The sequence below is a fragment of the Streptomyces sp. NRRL S-1813 genome (assembly GCF_000719605.1).
Classification (GTDB): domain Bacteria; phylum Actinomycetota; class Actinomycetes; order Streptomycetales; family Streptomycetaceae; genus Streptomyces; species Streptomyces decoyicus.
Genome location: NZ_JOHB01000001.1, coordinates 521,644 through 541,198, shown reverse-complemented (window position 1 = coordinate 541,198; position 19,555 = coordinate 521,644). Strand labels below are relative to the sequence as shown.

The 19,555-nt window shown below is 74.4% G+C and carries 10 protein-coding genes; 1 reads left to right on the top strand and 9 read right to left on the bottom strand.

The window, feature by feature from the left end:
• Position 1: 1 nt before the first annotated feature.
• From IF67_RS0102500 to IF67_RS0102490, 3 genes are all read right to left on the bottom strand, one after another.
• Positions 2–3,679 (bottom strand): UvrD-helicase domain-containing protein, encoded by a 3,678-nt coding sequence (locus IF67_RS0102500; RefSeq protein WP_030981620.1) that lies wholly within the window; start codon positions 3,677–3,679, stop codon positions 2–4.
• 158 nt (positions 3,680–3,837) lie between these two features.
• Complete coding sequence (locus IF67_RS0102495) at positions 3,838–7,506, bottom strand: ATP-dependent helicase (RefSeq protein ID WP_030981618.1); 3,669 nt, start codon at positions 7,504–7,506, stop codon at positions 3,838–3,840.
• A gap of 233 nt (positions 7,507–7,739) precedes the next feature.
• Positions 7,740–8,159 (bottom strand): MGMT family protein, encoded by a 420-nt coding sequence (locus IF67_RS0102490; RefSeq protein ID WP_030981616.1) that lies wholly within the window; start codon positions 8,157–8,159, stop codon positions 7,740–7,742.
• Between the two features lie 188 nt (positions 8,160–8,347).
• Here IF67_RS0102490 and IF67_RS0102485 point away from each other — a divergent pair, with 188 nt between their 5' ends.
• A complete protein-coding gene (locus IF67_RS0102485; protein WP_030981614.1) occupies positions 8,348–11,374 on the top strand; it encodes a lysylphosphatidylglycerol synthase domain-containing protein in 3,027 nt (1,008 codons plus the stop codon).
• Between the two features lie 155 nt (positions 11,375–11,529).
• Here IF67_RS0102485 and moeZ read toward each other — a convergent pair whose 3' ends face one another.
• From moeZ to IF67_RS0102450, 6 genes are all read right to left on the bottom strand, one after another.
• Entirely contained in the window at positions 11,530–12,708 is a 1,179-nt protein-coding gene (gene moeZ, locus IF67_RS0102480) for an adenylyltransferase/sulfurtransferase MoeZ (RefSeq protein ID WP_030981612.1), read from the bottom strand.
• 368 nt (positions 12,709–13,076) lie between these two features.
• The gene (locus IF67_RS0102475; RefSeq protein WP_030981611.1) at positions 13,077–14,033 is read right to left on the bottom strand and encodes an NAD-dependent epimerase/dehydratase family protein; all 957 of its coding nucleotides are present in this window, start codon (positions 14,031–14,033) and stop codon (positions 13,077–13,079) included.
• A 256-nt stretch (positions 14,034–14,289) separates the two neighbouring features.
• Positions 14,290–15,522, bottom strand: a complete 1,233-nt coding sequence (locus tag IF67_RS38715) for a hypothetical protein (protein WP_078889229.1) — start codon at positions 15,520–15,522, stop codon at positions 14,290–14,292.
• The gene (locus IF67_RS44110; RefSeq protein ID WP_030981609.1) at positions 15,519–15,761 is read right to left on the bottom strand and encodes a hypothetical protein; all 243 of its coding nucleotides are present in this window, start codon (positions 15,759–15,761) and stop codon (positions 15,519–15,521) included. The genes IF67_RS38715 and IF67_RS44110 overlap by 4 nt, the downstream gene beginning before the upstream one ends.
• The gene (locus tag IF67_RS0102455; RefSeq protein ID WP_030981607.1) at positions 15,755–17,713 is read right to left on the bottom strand and encodes a DUF3492 domain-containing protein; all 1,959 of its coding nucleotides are present in this window, start codon (positions 17,711–17,713) and stop codon (positions 15,755–15,757) included. The genes IF67_RS44110 and IF67_RS0102455 overlap by 7 nt, the downstream gene beginning before the upstream one ends.
• 373 nt (positions 17,714–18,086) lie before the next feature.
• Positions 18,087–19,400, bottom strand: coding sequence for a DUF3152 domain-containing protein (locus tag IF67_RS0102450; protein ID WP_030981605.1), 1,314 nt, complete (start codon positions 19,398–19,400; stop codon positions 18,087–18,089).
• Positions 19,401–19,555 lie beyond the last annotated feature (155 nt).

Genomic DNA, 19,555 nt, shown 5'->3' with positions numbered 1-19,555 from the left:
CCTATCGGCCTTCCGGCGGAGGCCGGTCGGCGGTCTCGCCGAGGAGGATGCGCTCCAGTCCGGCCCGGCCGGGCAGCCGTGCGGGTCTGACCACCTCGCCACTACGGACGTAGAGGAAGGCGGCGCCGACGGCGGACGGCGGCAGGCCGTACCGCTCGGCCCAGGCGAGGCGGTAGACGGCCAGCTGGAGGGGGTCGGCGCTGTGGGCACGGCCGGTTTTCCAGTCGACGATCTCGAAGCGGTCGCCGTCGGGGCCGGGCTCTTTGTAGACGGCGTCGATCCGGCCGCGGATCACGCGTCCCGCGAGGGTCAGCTGGAAGGGGGCTTCGACCCGGAAGGGTGTGCGGTGGGCGTAAGGGGTACGGGCGAAGGCCTCCTTGAGGGTTTCGAGGTCGTGCTCGTCGACGATTCCGGCCGCGTCGTCCTGCTCGGCGCCGGGCAGCTCGTCGGGGCCGAGCAGCGGCAGCGTGAGCTCTTCGAAGCGGGATTCGACCCAGGCGTGGAAGCGGGTGCCGCGGCGGGCGCCGGGCTGTGGCGGGCGCGGCATGGGGCGGGCGAGCTCGCGGGCGAAGCCGTGGGGGTCGGCGGCGAGGCGGAGCAGCTGGGTGGCGCTGAGCGCGGAGGGCAGCGGGACGTCTCGGACGGTGGCGCGGGAGCGGCGCAGCTCGGCGGCGAGCGCGTCCAGATCGCGGTCCCAGGACCCGACGGTGCGGCGTTCCTCGGGGAGGAGGGTGTGGGGGGCGGCATCGCCGGGGTGGACGGTGCCGGGGCCGGTGGGGGCGGTGAGATCGGGTTCGGTGGAGCGCTGGGCGACGATATGGGCGCGGAGGGGGGCGGGCCCGTCTTCGGGGGTGCCGTGCGGCGGGCCGTCGTGGGACGGAGTGCCGTCGTCGGAGGGGCTGGGGCCCGGCACCCCGTGCGGCGCGGCGTCGTCGTCGAACGGGGCGGTCACGGGCGCGCCGTACGGGGCCGCGTCGTCGAACGGCGGGGCGTCGTCGAACGGGCCGGCTTCAGCCGCGTCGTACGGGTCGCACGGGTCATACGGGCCGGTGGCCCAGGGCTCGTCCGGCGGTGGCGGCGGCCAGTCGGGGTTGTGGACGGACAGGGACGGCGGGGCGGCGGCGGGGACAGCCGGCTGTCCCGTCCTGCGGTCCAGATGGGCGCGGACCGTGGCCGCGGCGGTGCGGCGGCGGGCCGTGGCCGTGGGGTCGAGGGGCAGCGGCCAGGCCTGTTCCGTGGCGGCCTCGGAGAGGGCCGGGTTCTCCTCGCCGTCCTCGGGGGCCTCGGCCCAGTGCTCGATCTCGCCGTGTCCTGCTTCGCAGTGCGTGCGCAGTGCCTCCAGGAAGGCGGACGGGCCGCGCGGCCGTTTCTGCTGGGGGCCCCACCAGTGGCCGGAGCCGAGCAGCAGGGAGCGGGGGCGGGTGAAGGTGACGTAGCCGAGGCGGAGCTCCTCGGTCTCCTGGTGCTGCTTCATCGCCTCCTTGAAGGACTTCAGGCCGCGGGCGGCCCATTCTCCGACGTCGGGGAGGGTGGCGGCGTCGCCGCGCAGGGCGTGCGGGAGGACCTTGGGCCGGCTGGTCCAGGACTCGCGGGCCTGTTCGCTGGGGAACTGCTTGGTGACCAGGCCGGGTACGGCGACGACGTCCCATTCCAGGCCTTTGGACTTGTGGGCGGTCAGCACCTTGACGGTGTTGTCGCCGCCGGGCAGGGAGCTGTCCAGGCCCTTTTCGTACTGGACGGCGGTGCGCAGGAAACCGAGGAAGGCCAGCAGGGTGGCGTCGCCGTCGAGGGATTCGCCGCCCTGTTTGGCGGCGAATCCGGCGGCAATGTCGAGGAAGGTGCCGAGTGTTTCGCGGCGGCGTGCGGCGAGGGCGTGCGGTGAGGCGGACAGTTCGACTTCCAGGCCGGTGGCGGCCAGCACCCGGTGGAGCACGTCCATGAGCGGGTCGCCGAGGGAGCGGCGCAGGTCGCGGAGTTCGGTGGCGAGGTAGGCGAAGCGCACCCGTGCCTCGGCGGAGAACGGGAGCCCGTCGTCGGGTCCGTCGGCCTCCAGGAAGGTGTCGAGCGCGTCGGCGAGCGAGATGGTCTCGGCCGGGTCGACGCCTTCGACGGCCTCGGCGAGGCGCTGTCCGGGGTCGTCGGACGGCGCGGCGCGGTGGACGAGGGTGCGGGCGCGGCGGCCGAGGAGCGCGAGGTCGCGGGGGCCGATCCGCCAGCGCGGGCCGATCAGCAGGCGGACCAGGGCGGCGTTGGCCGTGGGGTCCTGGAGCACCTCGCAGACGGCGACGAGGTCGGCGATCTCGGGCAGATGCAGCAGCCCGGAGAGGCCGACGACCTCCACGGGGATGTCACGGCCGACCAGTTCGCCCTGGATACGGGCGAAATCGGCGGCGGTGCGGCACAGTACGGCGATCTCGCCGGGCGGGGTGCCGGTGCGGACGAGGTGGGCGAGGGAGTCGGCGAGCCAGGCGAGCTCTTCGGCGTGGGTGGGCAACAGGGCGCAGCGGACGATGCCGTCGCGTTCGGCTCCGGGGGCGGGGCGCAGCGCTTCGACGCCCTCGTGCATCCGGCGCAGTGGTGCGGCGAGGCCGTTGGCGAGGTCGAGGAGGCGGCCGCCGCTGCGGCGGTTCTCGCTGAGGGCGTACCGGCGGGCGGGGGTGCCGTACTGGAAGGGGAAGTGGGCGGGGAAGTCGTCGAGGTTGGCCACGGAGGCGCCGCGCCAGCCGTAGATGGCCTGGCAGGGGTCGCCGACAGCGGTGACGGCATGCCCGGTGGCGGGCCCGGTGCCGGAGCCGAAGAGGCCGGACAGCAGCAGTCGTTGGGCGACGGAGGTGTCCTGGTATTCGTCGAGGAGGACGACACGGAATTCGTCGCGCAGGATCCGGCCGACTTCGGGGCGGGTGGTGGCGAGGGTCGCGCAGTGGGCGATCTGGTCGCCGAAGTCGAGGAGGTCGCGGCGGCGTTTCTCGGCGCGGTAGGCGATGACGAGGTCGAGCAGTTCCAGGCGGCCGCGGGCGGTTTCGGGGACCTTGCGCAGGTCGGCGTTGGTGAGTTTCACCCCGTCGAGGGCGGCGAGCAGCTCGGTGTCGTACGTGCGGAGCGCGGCGGGGTCCACGAGATGCTCGGCGAGCTCGGCGTCGAGGGCGAGGAGGTCCTCCACGAGGGAGGGCAGGGAGGTGGTGAGCGCCGGGTAGGGACCGGGGGCGGCACGGAGGGTGCGGGCGGCGAGCTGGAAGCGGGTGGCGTCGGCGAGGAGCCGGGCGCTGGGCTCCAGGCCGATGCGCAGGCCGTGGTCCTTCAGGAGCTGGCCGGCGAAGGCGTGGTAGGTGGAGATCCGCGGCTCGCCGGGGGGCTGGTCGGTGGCGGAGCCGGCGGCGTCGAGCGGGAGCGCGTCGGGGTCGGTGACTCCGGCGGCGAGGAGCGCGGACCTGACGCGTTCGGCGAGCTCGCCGGCGGCTTTGTTCGTGAACGTCAGCCCGAGGACCTGTTCGGGGGCGACCTGGCCGGTGCCGACCAACCACACCACGCGCGCGGCCATCACCGTGGTCTTGCCCGAACCGGCTCCGGCCACGATGACCTGCGGGGCGGGCGGAGCGGTGATGCACTCCGTCTGCTCCGGCGTGAACGGGATGCCGAGGAGCTCTTTGAGCTGCTCGGGGTCGGTGAGGCGAGCTGACACAGCGAAAACCGTAACGGGCAGCACTGACAATCGCGGCCTCCCGCGGCGTCAGCGCAGGTCACGGGGGGAGGGAGGGACGCCGGCGGGGTGTCCACGACGCGCGGCCCCCGCGCCTCCTCCACCTGCTTCCTCCCGAGGTGCCGCTCGTCCGCGCCCGCTCACTCCACCACGTGCCGCCCTTCCGGCTGTGCGCTGCACGACGCCCGGAAGGTGCAGTGGGTGCAGTGCGTCCCGGTGGTGGGCGTGAACCGCTCCTCCAGTACGCGGCCCGCGGCGGTGGCGAGCAGTTCGCCGACCCACTCTCCCCCTGGCTGCGCCGGAGGGTCCCCCGCCTCCAGCGGCTGCTGCGCCTGTACGGAGGGCAGCGCGTCGCCGCCTTCCTTCTGGGCCGCGCCCAGCCGCAGATGCACCAGTTCCGCGCCGCCCGGCTGTGGTGTGCGGCCGTCGAAGGCCTCGTCCACCGCGCCCTCGCGCACCGCGAGCTGGTAGACGGCGAGCTGGGGGTGGCGGGCGACCTCGGGGCCGGTCGGTTTCTGTTTGCCGGTCTTGAAGTCGACGACGTACGCCCGTCCCTGCGCGTCCCGGGAGACGTGGTCCATGCTGCCTCGGATGCGCACCTCGTAGGCGCCGGCCCGGAGGGTGAGGTCGAAGCCGTGCTCGGTGGCGACGGTCTCCCGGCCGCGGGTCTCGCGTTCCATGACGTGCCAGCGCAGGAAGCGCTCCACGGCCGCGCGCGCGGTCTCCTTTTCCTGGCGTGACTTCCAGGGGGCGTCGAAGGCGAGGGCGTCCCATACGGAGTCCAGCCGCTCCATCAGGACGGACAGATCGGCGGGTGTGCGGCCGGAGGCGACCTCGTCGGCGAGCACATGCACCACGTTGCCGAAGCCCTGGGCCGCGGTGGCGGGCGCGTCCGCCTTGACCTCGCGGCCCAGGAACCACTGGAGCGAACAGGTGTTGGCGAGCTGGTCGAGGGCGCTGCCGGAGAGGACGACGGGGCGGTCGCGGTCGCGGAGCGGGACGGTGCTGTGGGTGGGTTCGTGCAGGCCCCACCAGTTGTCCGGGTGGGCGGCCGGTACCAGGGGGTGGTGGTCGTCGTCGTGCAGGGCCGCCAGCTTCGCGAGCCGCTGGGCGGCGGCCTCGCGCAGCGCCGGGGTGGCGGCCGGGTCGACGGTGGTGGCGCGCAGTTCGGCGACGAGCGCGGCCACCGAAAGGGGGCGGCGCGGGCGGCCGGTGACGTCCTGGGGGGCGACGCCCAGCTCGGTCAGGAAACGGGACGGCTGGTCCCCGTCGTCGGCCGCGGCCTTCACGGCGGTGACGACCAGGCGTTCGCGGGCGCGGGTGGCGGCCACGTAGAACAGCCGGCGTTCCTCGGCGAGCAGCGCGCCCGGGGTGAGCGGCTCGGCCAGGCCGTCGCGGCCGATCCGGTCGGCTTCCAGGAGCGAGCCGCGCCGGCGCAGGTCGGGCCAGAGGCCCTCCTGTACCCCGGCGGCGACGACGAGCCGCCATTCCAGGCCCTTGGCGCGGTGCGCGGTCATCAGCCGTACGGCGTCGGGGCGCACGGTGCGGCGGGTGAGGGTGTCGGCGGCGATGTCCTGGGCGTCGAGTTCCTCCAGGAAGTTGAGGGCGCCGCGGCCGCCGGTACGTTCCTCGGCGCGGGCCGCGGTCTCGAACAGCGCGACGACGGCGTCCAGGTCCCGGTCGGCGTTGCGCCCGGCGGCGCCGCCGCGGTGGGCGGCCCGCTCCAGGCGCTGCGGCCAGGGGGTGCCGTCCCACAGCTCCCACAGCGCCTGTTCCGCGGTGCCGCCGCCGGCCAGCAGTTCGCGGGCCTTGCGCAGCAGCAGGCCGAGCCGCTGGGCGCCGCGTGCGTAGGCGGGGTCGTGGGCCACCAGGCGCTGCGGTTCGGCAAGCGCCTGGGCGATCAGTTCGTCGGAGGGCCGCGGCAGGGGCTGCCCGGCGGCCCGTTCCTCCTCGCGCAGGGCGCGCCCCAGCCGGCGCAGGTCGGCGGAGTCCATGCCGCCCAGGGGGGAGGTCAGCAGGTCCAGGGCGGTCGCGGCATCGAGCCAGCGGCGGGCGGGGTCACCGGGGCCGGTTTCACCAGGTTCGGCGGATGTGACCTCCCCGGATTCGGCACCGACGGTTTCGGCCTCCCCGGAGCCGTCGCCACCGGATTCGCCCACACCGGCGTCAGCATCACCGGCCTGGGTGTCACCCGCATCGGCACCGGCATCACCCGCATCGACGTCACCAAGGTCCGCCTCCCCAGATGCCTCCCCGGCCCCCTCTCCACCGAATTCGCCCTCTTCAAACGCACGCTCGCCGGCGTCAGCGCCCGCAGTCCCCCGCCCCAACGCGGCCCGTGCCACCGCCCGCAGCGCCGTCAGCAGGGGCGCGACCGCGGGTTCATGGCGCAGTGGGAGATCGTCGCCGTCGATGTCGAGCGGGACCCCGGCAGAGGTGAGCGCACGGCGTACGCCGGGGAGCGAGCGCCCCCCGGCGCGGACGAGGACGGCCATCTCGCGCCAGGGCACGCCGTCTTCCAGGTGGGCGCGGCGCAGGATGTCGGCGATGTTGTCGAGTTCGGCGCCGGGCGTGGGGTACGTGTACACCTCGACTCGGCCGCCGTCCCGTACGGGCACGGGCTCGCGGTGGGCGCGTACCTTCTGGGCCGGGAGGCGGGTGAGCGGCATCCGGCGGGTCAGCAGCCGGGTGGCGGCGAGCAGGTCGGCGCCGGAGCGCCGGGAGGTGCCGAGTACGGCCACCGGGGCGGGGGTGCCGTCGCCGCGCCGGAAGGTCTCGGGGAAGTCGAGGATGCCGTTGACGTCGGCGCCCCGGAAGGCGTAGATCGACTGGTCGGGGTCACCGAAGGCGACGAGCGTGCGTCCCGGGGAGCCCGGCGCCGCCGTCGCTCCGTGGTTGCCGGCGAGCGCGCGCAGCAGCCGTACCTGGGCGACGTCGGTGTCCTGGTACTCGTCGACGTAGACCGCGTCATAGGCGGCGGCCAGCTGCGCCGCGACGTCGGTGCGCTCGGCGAGCAGCACTGCGCGGTGCACCAGCTCGGCGTAGTCCAGGACGCCCTGGCCGTCCAGGACGTCGAGGTATTCGGCGAGGAAATCGGCCGCGGCGCTCCAGTCGGGGCGTCCGGTGCGCCGGGCGAAGTCGCCGAGGGCGTCCGGGCCCAGGCCCAGTTCGCGGCTGCGGGCGAGCACCGCGCGGACCTCGTCGGCGAAGCCGCGGGTGGTCAGGCAGGCCCGCAGCTCGTCCGGCCAGCTGACCCGGGCGCGCCCGGCGCCGGCCAGCTCCGCCTGTCCTTCGAGGAGCTCACGGACGACGAGGTCCTGCTCGGGTCCGGACAGCAGTCGCATCGGGTCGGCGAAGAGGTCGGCGTCCTGGTGGGCACGGACCAGGGCGTAGCAGAAGGAGTGGAAGGTCGTCGCCTGCGGGATGCCCGCCCGTGACCCGCCGCTCCCCGTCCCGGAAGGCCCGTCGGGCTGTCCCTCCGGATCCGTCAGCCGGGCCGCGAGCCGGTCGCGGAGTTCGACGGCGGCCTTGCGGCTGAAGGTGAGGACGAGGATCCGCTCGGGGTCGGTGCCTGCTCGCACCCGGCGGGCCACCGACTCCACCAGCGTGGTGGTTTTCCCGGTGCCCGGCCCGGCCAGCACCAGCAGCGGCCCGTGCCGGTGGTCAACCACGGCGCGCTGGGCTGCGTCCAAGGCAGGAGGAGCCACCCGCCCCGGCGGGGTACGCACCAGCCGGTACGTGCCGGCGGCACCCCGCGGCGCCGCCCGGTGGGGCTGCGTCTGCGGGCTGGCCGAGAAGGAGGAACTCACGTGGATCGCCGGTCCTGAGGAGGGTGCTCGTCGTGGTGCGTAGGCGGTGCGCGGGCGCTGCGGGCCGGCCGGACAGGTCGTCCGGCTGCGTGGCGCGCGGCGTGGCCGTCGTCGTGACGGCAGTGCCCGACGCTACGCCAGGTGGCACCCGAGCCGCAGCGCGTCCCACAGCCCGTCGCGCGATGCCGTGGGCGCTACGTCGCTCGATGCCGTCGGCGCCAGGGGGACGCCTCCTACGGAGCCGCGCCGTCGTCCGGGCGCCCGTCCCAGCGGGCCCGCCGCATGTCGAGCCGCGGTATGTGGTCCTCGGCCGTCCGCTCGGCGGTGCGCAGGGGTGTGCCCTCCTCCCGGTAATGGGCCAGCGCGCGCAGTTCCTGGCCGGGCAGCAGCCGCCCGTCCGCGCGCACCACCCGCCACCAGGGCACCGCGCCGCCGTAGAGCGCCATCACCCGCCCGACCTGGCGCGGTCCGCCCACCCCTCGCCCGCCACCGTCCTTTGCCGGAACCCCTTCGGGCTGCCCCTCGTCTTCGAGCCACTCCACGACATCGCCGTACGTCATCACCCGGCCCGCCGGGATCAGCTCCGCAACGGCCAGGACCCGTTCTGCGTATGCGGGGAGTTCGCCCTCGGCCATATCTCCGGTCCCACTCATTCGGTCCATCCTGCCGCACGGCACCGACAATGGGATCGGACACACGGTCCCGCGCCCCCAGGAGGTCGGCGGCAAGGCGCCGCCAGGCCCGGCGCGGGGAGGATGATCCACTTCCCGCGCCCCCCGAAATGCACCCTGATGCCCCCCTCCACCGGTCGGCCGTGCCACCATCTTCCGGACGGTGACTGGTGATACGAGATCAAGAAGAGACGGCCGAGCAGCAGGGTGCGGCGCCTCCACGGGAGGCGGGCGCCCCTGAGGCGCTGGCCGTCGGCGCCGCCGGCACCGCGCCCGAACCGGCCGCGCCGACCGAGCGGCCGATGCGGCAGCAGGCGGCGCGACAGGGGAAGCACCAACGGAGGCCGGATACGGCTTCCGCTACCGAAAAGGCGAGCACGATCGAGAAGGCCGAACGACCCGGGGCGTCCGAGAGGCCGGAAGAGCCCAAGGAGCCCGAGCCACCCGAGCGGCACGAGGAGGAGAGGAACAGCAAGCAGCCCGAAGAGGCACAGGACGGACCGGCCGCGCGCGACCAGGGCGAGGAGCCGGCGTCCGGCGCGGCCCCGGGCAGGCCCCACACGGGCTCGCACCGTTCCGACCTGGGCTCCGACGAGTACGGCGAGTTCCATGTCGACCGGGTCTCCGGCGACGAGCCGCTGCTGCCCGCCCGGGTGCACCGGCCCGCCGACCTGCTGCGGCTGCTGCTCGGCATCGCCGGGATCGCCCTCGTCCTCGGGCTCGCCACCTTCGCCCACGGCACCACCCAGGGCCTGGCGCGGGACATCGGCACCGGCGCGAAGGCCGCGCCCCCGTTGCTGATCAACCTGGCGGGGCTCACCTCCAGCGTCGCGGTGCTGATCGTGCCGGTGGCGTTCGCCGTCGAGCGGCTGATCAAGCGGGACGGGCTGCGGATCGCGGACGGTGTGCTGGCCGCGGTCCTCGCCCACGGGGTGTCGCTGGCCGCCGACCTGTGGGTGGCCGACGCCGCGCCCGCGTCCATCCGGGCCGCGCTGACCCAGCCCCTCGACAACGGTTCCCTCTCCGCTCCGGTGCACAGCTATCTGGCGCCCGTGATCGCCTATATGACGGCCGTGGGGATGTCCCGGCGGCCACGCTGGCGGGTCGCGATGTGGTGCGTGCTGCTGCTGGACGCGTTCGCGGTGCTGGTCGGGCGGTACACCACGCCGTTCGCGATCGTCACGACCGTGCTGATCGGCTGGACCGTCGCCTACGGCACCCTCTACGCGGTCGGCTCCCCCAACGTCCGCCCCACCGGCCAGAACCTCCTCGCGGGGCTGCGCCGGGTCGGCTTCCACCCGGTCTCCGCACTGCGTGCGGAGGACGCGACCACCACGGACCCGTCCGAGCACCCCGACCGCGGCCGCCGCTACCTCGTCACCCTGGAGGACGGCCCGCCGATCGATGTCACCGTCGTCGACCGCGAGCAGCAGGCCCACGGCTTCTTCTACCGCGTGTGGCGCCGGCTCTCGCTGCGCGGCATCAACCAGCGCCGCAGTCTCCAGTCGCTGCGCCAGGCGCTGGAGCAGGAGGCGCTGCTGGCGTATGCGGCGATCGCGGCCGGCGCCCATGCCCCGAAGCTGATCGCCACCTCCGAGCTCGGCCCGGACGCGGTGATGCTGGTCTACGAGCACATCGGCGGCCGCACCTTCGACTCGCTGGCCGACGAGGAGATCACCGACGCGCTGATGCACAGCGCCTGGCGGCAGGTCGAGGCGCTCCAGTCCCGGCGGATCGCGCACCGGCGGCTGGTCGGGGACGCGCTGCTGATGGATCGTTCCGGCACGATCGTCCTGACCGAGCTGCGCGGCGGCGAGATCGCTGCCGGTGACCTCGTGCTGCGGATGGACATCGCCCAGCTGCTGACCACCTGCGGTCTGCGGGTCGGCGCCGAGCGCGCGGTGGCCGCGGCCGTCGAGGTGCTCGGCCCGGACGCGGTCGCCGACAGCCTGCCGCTGCTCCAGCCGATCGCGCTGAGCCGCACCACCCGCGCGACGCTGCGCCAGCTGGCCCGTGAGCGCTCCAAGCGGGAGCGCGAGGCGGTGCTGGAGGCCTCCCAGGCCGCCAAGGAGGCGCGGGAGGCACGCGAGGAGGCGGGCCCGAAGGACCGCAAGACGATCCGGGCCGAGCGGCATGCGGAGAAGAACGCCGAGAAGCGGGCCCTCGACGAGGCGACCGAGGAGGCCCGCGAGGAGGATCTGCTCGCCCAGATCCGCCGGCAGGTGCTGCTGATCCGTCCGACGGCGGTGATCGAACCGGCCCGTCTGGAGCGGCTCAGCCCGCGCATCCTCATCAGCTGGATCGCCGGTGCCTTCGCGGTGTATCTGCTGCTGTCGCAGCTCACCAACTTCAACCTCGGCGATGTGATCAGCCGGGCCGAGTGGGTGTGGGTGCTGGTGGCGATGTTCTTCTCGGCGCTGACGTATATCGCGGCGGCAATGAGCCTGCTGGGGTTCGTCACGGAGAAGGTCTCGTTCGTCAAAACGGTCATCGCGCAGATCGCGGGCAACTTCGTGAAGCTGGTGGCGCCCGCGGCGATCGGCGGTGTGGCGCTCAACACCCGCTTCCTCCAGCGCGCCGGGGTCCGTCCGGGCCTTGCGGTGGCGAGTGTCGGGGCGTCCCAGCTGTTCGGCCTGGGCAGCCACGTTCTGCTGCTGCTGACCTTCGGCTATCTGACCGGCACCGAGCAGACACCGACGATCTCGCCGTCCCGCACGGTCATCGCCGGGCTGCTGACCGTGGCCGTACTGGTCCTGATCGTCACCGCGGTCCCGGCAATGCGGAAGTTCGTCTCGACCCGGGTGCGCTCGCTGTTCGCGGGAGTGGTCCCGCGGATGCTGGACATCCTCCAGCGGCCCGGGAAGCTGGTCACCGGCATCGGCGGGATGCTGCTGCTGACGGCGGCGAACGTGATGTGTCTGGACGCCTCGATCCGGGCGTTCGGCGGCGGCGACACGATCAGCTACGCGAGTATCGCGGTCGCCTTCCTCGCCGGTAACGCACTGGGGTCGGCCGCGCCGACTCCGGGCGGTGTGGGCGCCGTCGAGGGCGCGCTGATCGGTGCGCTGACGTTCGCCGGGCTCGCCGCCGACACGGCGTTCCCGGCGGTGCTGCTGTTCCGGCTGATGGTCTTCTGGCTGCCGGTGCTGCCGGGCTGGCTGGCCTTCACCTATCTGACGCGCAAGGGCGAGATCTGAGCGGAGGCCGACGCCGTACCGGCCGGGAAGCACCCGCCCGTACGCGCCGCGCACAGCGCAAAGGCGCCGGTCCGTGGTGAACGGACCGGCGCCTTTGCGCTGTGCTGCCGGGACCTCTCGTACGAGACCCGGCGAAGGCCTGGAGGCCAGGAGGCCTAGTAGACCGGCTTCTCCGGCTCGACGGTGTGGACCCAGCCGATGACGCCGCCGCCGACATGCACCGCGTCGGCGAAGCCCGCGGACTTGAGGACGGCCAGGACCTCGGCGGAGCGGACGCCCGTCTTGCAGTGCAGGACGATCTTCCGGTCCTGCGGGAGGTCCTGGAGGGCGGTGCCCATCAGGAACTCGTTCTTCGGGATCAGCTTGGCGCCGGGGATCGAGACGATCTCGAACTCGTTCGGCTCGCGGACGTCGATGATCTCGATCTTCTCGTCGCCGTCGATCCACTCCTTGAGCTGCTTGGGAGTGATCGTCGAGCCAGCCGCCGCCTCCTGGGCCTCCTCGGACACGACGCCGCAGAAGGCCTCGTAGTCGATCAGCTCGGTGACGGTGGGGTTCTCACCGCAGATGGCGCAGTCCGGGTCCTTGCGGACCTTGACCTGCCGGTACGTCATCTCCAGGGCGTCGTAGATCATCAGCCGGCCGACCAGCGGGTCGCCGATGCCGGCGAGCAGCTTGATGGCCTCGTTGACCTGGATGGAGCCGATGGAGGCGCACAGCACACCGAGGACGCCGCCCTCGGCGCAGGAGGGCACCATGCCCGGCGGCGGGGGCTCGGGGTACAGGCAGCGGTAGCAGGGACCGTGCTCGCTCCAGAACACCGACGCCTGGCCGTCGAAGCGGTAGATCGAACCCCAGACGTACGGCTTGTTCAGCAGCACACAGGCGTCGTTGACCAGGTAACGGGTGGCGAAGTTGTCCGTGCCGTCGACGATCAGGTCGTACTGCGCGAAGAGCTCCATGACGTTCGTGGAGTCCAGGCGCTCTTCGTGGAGGTTCACGGTGACGTACGGGTTGATGCCCAGCACCGTGTCCTTGGCGGACGCGGCCTTGGAGCGGCCGATGTCCGCCTGGCTGTGGATGATCTGGCGCTGCAAGTTCGACTCGTCGACCTCGTCGAACTCCACGATACCGAGCGTGCCGACGCCGGCCGCGGCCAGATACATCAGCGCGGGCGAGCCCAGGCCACCGGCGCCGACACACAGCACCTTGGCGTTCTTCAGCCGCTTCTGCCCGTCCATCCCGACATCGGGGATGATCAGGTGGCGGGAGTACCTGCGGACCTCATCGACGGTGAGCTCGGAAGCGGGCTCGACCAGGGGTGGCAGCGACACGGGGACTCCGTTGGTCGGTCTTGATGGGGTTCCCCCCGCCCTAGCGGAGCCGAGACCGGGGGAGCTTGCTCTGCCCGTAACACTGCCACGCCCTTCTTCATTCCGAGACACCTGTTCCGATGCGCGAGACGATTTCGTCCCAGCAGCCGGGCAGCGGCTCCCGGGCGCCGCCGACAGCGCCCGGCACCGGGGCGGGACGACGGCCGGTGACGTACCCGGCGCCCGCTCCGATCCTCCCGCCGGCCCTCAAGAAGCAGGGAGACACCCCCGCGGCCGCCTGCGACCGGCCGAAGGGGCACGCACCCCGCGTCCCAGCATGCGGACGCACGTCTCACGATGCCGGGTGCGGGCGGTGCCGGTGGGGCCGGTCAGATACGGCATGCGGCCTCCATCCAGATGTCGGCCAGGGACTCCTCCAGTCCGATCCGGGGGCGCCAGCCGAGCCGGTCGCGGGCGGTACGGACATCCGCCTGCTGCCAGGTGCCGCAGCCGTCCGGATACGGGGAGGTGGCGGGCGGGGAGCCGACCGGGTGCTCGGGGGACGGGCCGGGGATGACCAGCCGGGCCGGCGGGGAGTCGAGTTCGTGGAGCGCGCCGCCGAAGCCGGCGACCCGGGCCAGCACGGACGCCGCCTCCCGCAGCCGTACGGCGCGGCCGGTCCCGATGTTGACGACGCCCTGGGCGGCGGACAGCGAAGCGGCGTGCACCGCGCGTGCGACATCGCGGACATCGACGAAGTCCCGTTGCACGCCGAGCCCGCCGAGCTTGAGCTCGTTGTCGCCGGACTGCATGGCGCGGCGCATCGCCTCGGCGAGCCGGCCGAGCGGTGATCCCGCCGGGGTGCCGGGGCCGACCGGCGAGAAGATCCGCAGCACGACGGCGTCGAGCCCGGAGCCCAGCACCAGCTCGGTGGCGGCGAGTTTGCTGACGCCGTACGGGCCGCCGGGGCGCGGGACCGCGTCCTCGGCGGTGGACGAGCCGGGCTGGGAGGGCCCGTATTCGGAGGCGCAGCCCAGGTGGACGAGCCGGGCACCGCAGCTGCTGCGCCGCAGCGACTCGCAGATGGTGGCGACCGCGACGGTGTTGTGCCGGGTCAGCTCGCGGGCACCGCCACGGGTGGCGCCCGCGCAGTTGACGACGACCCCGGGGTGGACCGCGTCGAAGAAGCGGGTGAGCGCCCCGGGACTGCCGGTGGCCAGGTCGAAGCGGACGTCGGCGTCGTCCCCCCGCCCGAGGGCGGTGAGCTGGACGGCGGGGTCGGCGAGCAGGCGGTCGGCGACATAACGGCCCAGGTAGCCGTTGGCGCCGATGAGCAGCACCCTCATCGTGCGACCCCCCGGTCCGCGTGGCGTGTGGTCGGCTGGACGTTCATGTGTCGTGCTCCTAAGGCGGATCGAGGGAAGCAGGTCGGCTTCGGCCGCGGCGTCGGCGTCCGCCCAGGGGGCGGGGCCCACGTGGGGGGTGAGGTCCGCGGGGAAGAGGCCGAAGCGGCTGTTTCGGGGGGCCGCTTCGGGGGTGGTGCGTGGTGGGGGTGCCCGTGTGGGGGGACCGGGAGTCGGGGGCCGGGGGTCGTCCGGAGGGTCACGGCCGGTGCGCCTCCGCCGGGCCGGAGGGAGCCGGCCCGTGGGCGCAGGCGCCGGTGAGCGCCCGCAGGCCGTGGACGAGGAGGCCGAGTGCGGCGGCCGTGCAGGCCACGGCGGGTACGGCGGCCGGCCCGCCGGCGGTGGCCAGCGCCTCGACCGGGAGGCCGAGCGGCGGCAGACCGGGGAGCCGGGCGATCAGCACCAGGGACAGGGCGAAGGCCTCCAGGGCGGCGGCCGAGGCCAGGCCCGTGGCGGCCGCCTCGGGGAAACCGTGCACGGCCAGCAGCCGGGCGAGGAAGAGCAGCACGCCCAGTGCGGCGGCCGCGACCACCGCCATCGTGCCGTCGTCACCGAAGACGGCGTCCGCGCCGAGGAGCAGCGCCACCAGCGCGCCCAGGAAGAGCAGGGTGGTGGCAAGCAGTAACGGCCGGACCCGGGCGGCGAGTTCTCCCAGGCCCCGGCTGGCGGCCAGGCCACGCCGCCCGCGCACCGCGAACCAGTGGGCGCAGCCGGCCGCGGGGGCGAGGGAGAAGGCCAGTGCCACGGCGGTCGCGACGGCGGCCCGGGGCGCGGCGTACGGGAGATCTGGGCCGCCGGCCAGCAGTTGCCGGAGCAGCCAGTCGCCGTACACCGCGTACCCGGCCGTCCAGCAGACCCACAGGCCGGCGGTCCGCGGTCCGGCGCCCCGGTGGCGTCGTCGCAGCGGTCCGGACCGGACGCCCAGCCGGACGGCGAGGACGACCAGCACGCCGCCCGCGGCGCCGACGGCGGTACGTACGTCGGCAGGGGCCGCGCCGACCGAGGCGAGGGCGGCCACCGCCGCGACGCAGACGGCGCCGGGCAGCAGGTGCAGCACCCCGCGCACGCTCCGGGAGCCCCGGGCGGCGGCGGGCGCGGCCGCCGGCTCGGGCGCGGCCGCCGGGGTGCTGGCCGGGTCGGCGCGCGGCACCCGGGCGTAGAGCTCCTCGGCGAGCGAGAAGACGTCACGGTGCCGGAAGCGGGCGGCCGTACGGTCGGTGACGCCGTGCGCCTCCAGGCCGGCGGCGATCTCCAGCGCGTCGACGGCGCGGGCACACAGCTCCTGGTGGTGGTGCATCAGGGACCGCACGGGGTCGGCGGGGCCGCGGCGGGCGGGGCGGGAGGCCTCCTTGCGCGGCGGCGCGGTCCGGGCGGCGCCCCCTTCCTCCATGGCCGGTGCGGCGCGGGTGGCTCCGCCGTCGGGTGTGGTCACAGCACGTCCCCTCTCCCCCGGGCCGCCGCACAGCCGCCCCGGCCGGGGCGGGAGTGCGGCAGGCGCCACCGGGCCGGGCGCCCGCGGTCACCGGGGAGGGCGTACGCCGGGCTGCCCGGACGGCCGCCGCGCCGACGACCGTCCCGGCGGCCGGGCTGCGCCACATCCGCCATGCCCGTCACCAGTGCCACGCCCACCAGACCCATCGCACACATCACGTCCAGCACAGCCGTCACCACCGCTCTCTCTCCCTTGCTCCGGTCACGCCGGTCTGATCGCCGGACCCTCCCTGTTTCCTCAGCTGTCCCGCCCCTCGGATTCCGGCCGCCCCTCGGATTCCGGGCGCTCCTCCGGACTCCGCGCACCCGCCGGCCTGCACCGGCAGGGCGGTGGCCCGCTCCTCCTCGGGGACCGCCCAGCTCGGCGTGCGAGCGGCGGGTACGGCGGTCCGGGTGGCGGCGCCGGTCACGGCCCAGCGGCCGGGGACATGGGACTCGGCGGGGCGGGCGAAGGGCTGCGGTACGCCCTGTGCGTCCCGCCCGCGGAAGGCGACCGGGCGGGACGGGGTGTGGGAGATCAGCTCCAGGTAGATGCCACGAAATGCCGCGACGTTCTGCTCGACGGTGAACAGCTCCAGCGCCCGCGCCCGGGCCGCCGCGCCCAGCCGGGCCCTGCGGTCCGGGTCGCCGAGCAGCGCGGTGCAGGCCTCGGCGAGGGCCCGGGGGTTGCGCGGCGGGACGACCAGGCCGGTGCCCCCGATGACTTCACAGACCGCGCCGGCATCGGTCGAGACCGTGGCGCGGCCGCAGAACATCGCCTCCACCAGGGAGCGCGGAAAGCCCTCGATGACGCTGGAGAGCACCACCACCGCAGCGGAGGCATAGGCGTCCTCCAGGGCCGGCACCTCGGGGCTGCCGATCTCCTCGAAGCTGACCGGGCTCTCGCCGACGGTGCGGGCGTCGGCCGCCTCGTCGGGGAAGAGCTGGGCGGCCAGCGCCCGGCAGTGCGCGAGATATCCGGACGCCTGGGGGTCGCGGCCGACGCCGCCGATGATCCGCAGGGTGGCCTCCGGTTCGGCCTTGCGGATCTCGGCGAAGGCGTGCAGCAGCGCGAAGAGGTCCTTCGAGGGCTCGACGCTGCCGACCCACACCAGCGTCTTGGAGTCGTCCGCCGCGGCGTCCGCGACGGCGGCGAGGGGGGCGGCGTCCATGCCCGGGTAGACCGTGCGCAGCCGGGCGCGGTCGGCGCCGCAGCGCTCCTGCCAGCGGCGGGCGCGGGTGTTGCCGGGAGTGATCAGCGCGGCCTGCGCATAGGTCTCGGCGGCCAGCGCGCCCTGAAAGGCCGCGAGCAGCGCGCGCACCGGCGCACTCAACGGCGGGGCGGCGCGCGCGAGATAGTGCTCGCGCAGCCGTACGCCGTACTCGGTGACCAGGAGCGGGGTGCCGAAGAAGCGTTTGGCCAGCAGCCCCGGAAGGGCGGCCGCGCCACCTGAGGTGGCATGGCACAGATCCACACCGCCGAGCCCGGGGCCGTGCCGGTCGCCGTACCAGTCCAGGGACAGCGGCCGCAGCGCGAGGGCGAGCCGGGCGGTGACCGCCAGCAGATCGTTGACCTGTGCGCCCTGGGCGGCGGGCAGTGCGTGGGGGCCGTGGCAGGCGGCTTCCAGGGTGCGTACGGCGTCCTCGGAGTGCAGCAGGGCGGGCAGTCGGCCACGTTCCCTGGCGAGTTCGGCGAGCCCGTAGAGACCGCCGGCGAAACGGTCCGCCTTGCCGGTCGCGGCGGAGCCGCCGGCACCGTCGGGTACGGCCGGCGGGTCCCCGGCCGGCTCGCCCCCGTGGGGCGCGCCCCTGGCCGGCTCGTCTCCTGGAGGCACAGTGGCGAAGGCGGTCACGAGATCGCCGAAGCACTCGGCGAAACGGCGCCGTTCGCGCCGTCCGGGGCCGCGGCCCTTGCGCTCCTCGGCCCGCCCGCCGCGCCCGGCGGAGAACTCCCCCCACAGTGGCGCGCTGCGCACCAGCCGTACGTGCTGCGGCAGTTCGGTCCGGCCGCACGCTTCCTGGCCGGGGCCGGTGCTCAGGGCGTAGACCTCGAAGTCATGGCCGGTGAGCCCGCGCACGAGCCGGTCGCACCACGCGTGCGGCTCACCGGACACATACGGATAGCCACCTTCGGTGAGCAGTCCAATACGCATGAGTGCACCCCCGTCCTCCCTGTCGGCGTCCCCGGCGGGCCGGCGGCACGGCCGCCACCTGCGGGAAGAAGCTATGCAAAGGGCCGGTGGCGCGATGGACGGTTGTCCATCGCGCCACCGGAAGGGGTGAAAGCACGTAACTTTCCACCCCTGAGGGCGTTTCGACGCGCTATGTGATGGCCGGGACACGGCGCGTAGTGCCCGGCGCCGCACCGCGACCTGCGGTTCGAGCGCGGGGACGGCGGCCGGCAGCCCCTGGGCGCGGGACTGCCGCGGAGGGCCTACGGGTCGCCGCGGGCCGCAGCCGGGGTGAGGGCAGGCCGGGCGCGCGCCGTGCCGGGCGAGCGGTCCGGTCAGCGCGAGCGGCGTCCGCTCAGCGCTGGGTGGGGAACGGCCAGGAGTTGGGCCGGCAGGTCACCCCGTCGGTCGTCAGGAACTTCGTCTGCTGCATCATCACCGGGGCGAGCGCCCCCTTCCGGGAGCAGCTCTCGTGGTTGTGGCCGAGGCGGTGGCCGACCTCATGATTGATCAGCATCTGCCGGTAGGCGTACATCTTGTCGTGGCCGTAGGTCTGAGCGCCCTGTGCCCAGCGGTATGCGTTGATCATGACCCGGTCGGTCGCCGCCGAGTCACAGGAGACGTTGTCCTCGCTGGTGTCGAGGCCGGACTTGGCGCACCACGTGTCGGTGGTCCCCGGGCTGGCCAGCGTGATCACGAAATCGGCGTCGCCGGATGCCACCCGCTGGAAGGCCATCCGCCCGCCGTGTGCCCAACTCCGCTCATCGTTGAGGGTCTTGTGCACCGCCTCGGCGAACAGCTCGCCGTCCAGCGGCAGCCCCTCCTCGATGTCGACGCGGTAGCTCAGCACCTTGCCGCGTCCGGGCGCCTTGGCCTCGCTGCTGACCGGCTTGAACCGGCCGCTGGCCGTCAGATGGGCATCGAGCGGGAAGACCTGCGTCATCTGCTCGTCGTAACCGGCGGGCTTGGCGTCCTGGGTGGGCCTGGCGTGTGACCTGGAGGCGTCGTCGCCGACCCCGTCGGTACGGTCGTTGCCGCTGCGCGTCTGCGGTTCGCCGCCGTCCGTGCGCTGTTCGGCGACCTGGCCCGCGATGACCACGGCGAGCACGGTGGTCACGGCCGCGGCCGCGGCGCCGGTGAACGTCCGGCCCTTGCCGCCCTTCCTGCTGCCGTGCCGCGACTCCTCCGCTGCGTCTTCCCCGTCGACCCCGTCGCCGTCCTGGTCCGCCGGATCGCCCGGACCGGCCCCGTCCGCGCCGAATGCGGCCCGTGGGTCCGCACCGTCGTCCTCGTTCCGGTCGAAGACCACCGACCGCCCGGTGAACCGGCCGCCGGGGGGCAGCCCGTCCTTGCCGGGCCCGTACGGACCGGCCGCGGGGCCCGCCGTCCGGGGCGCTCCGGCCCGGAACACATCGTCGTCCGGGTCGTCCGCGCCGCCCGGCCCGCCGGTGCGGCCGGGGAACGGCCCGGCGTCGAAGGCGTCCATATAGTCGCGTCGCGGCCCGGGCCCGCTGCCCGGTGCGGCGAGCGGTGGTGCGCCGAACATCTCCGCGCGCGGCCGAGGGATCTTCGGCGCGCCCCGGCCGGGCTGCACCGAGGACGCCGGTGCACCGGGGAACGCGCCCCAGCCGCCACCCGGCTCATGCTGTTCGGGATGCCCGCCGCGCACCGCATCGCCGTCGAACGGCTCGCGCCTGCGGCGGCCCCGGCCCGGCTGCTGCCCGGGTGCACCGCCCCCCGAGGGGCTGTTGCCGGGCGGACCGGCCGTCTCCGGAGTTTCCGCAGCGGTCTCGGGCCGGCCTCGGCGGCTATGGCGTCCCACGG

What these genes read in the sequence shown, in the direction of transcription:
- IF67_RS0102490 (WP_030981616.1), bottom strand. Translation starts at nt 8,159, where the DNA reads ATGAGTGGGACCGGAGATATGGCCGAGGGCGAACTCCCCGCATACGCA.
- IF67_RS0102455 (WP_030981607.1), bottom strand. Translation starts at nt 17,713, where the DNA reads ATGCGTATTGGACTGCTCACCGAAGGTGGCTATCCGTATGTGTCCGGT.
- IF67_RS0102475 (WP_030981611.1), bottom strand. Translation starts at nt 14,033, where the DNA reads ATGAGGGTGCTGCTCATCGGCGCCAACGGCTACCTGGGCCGTTATGTC.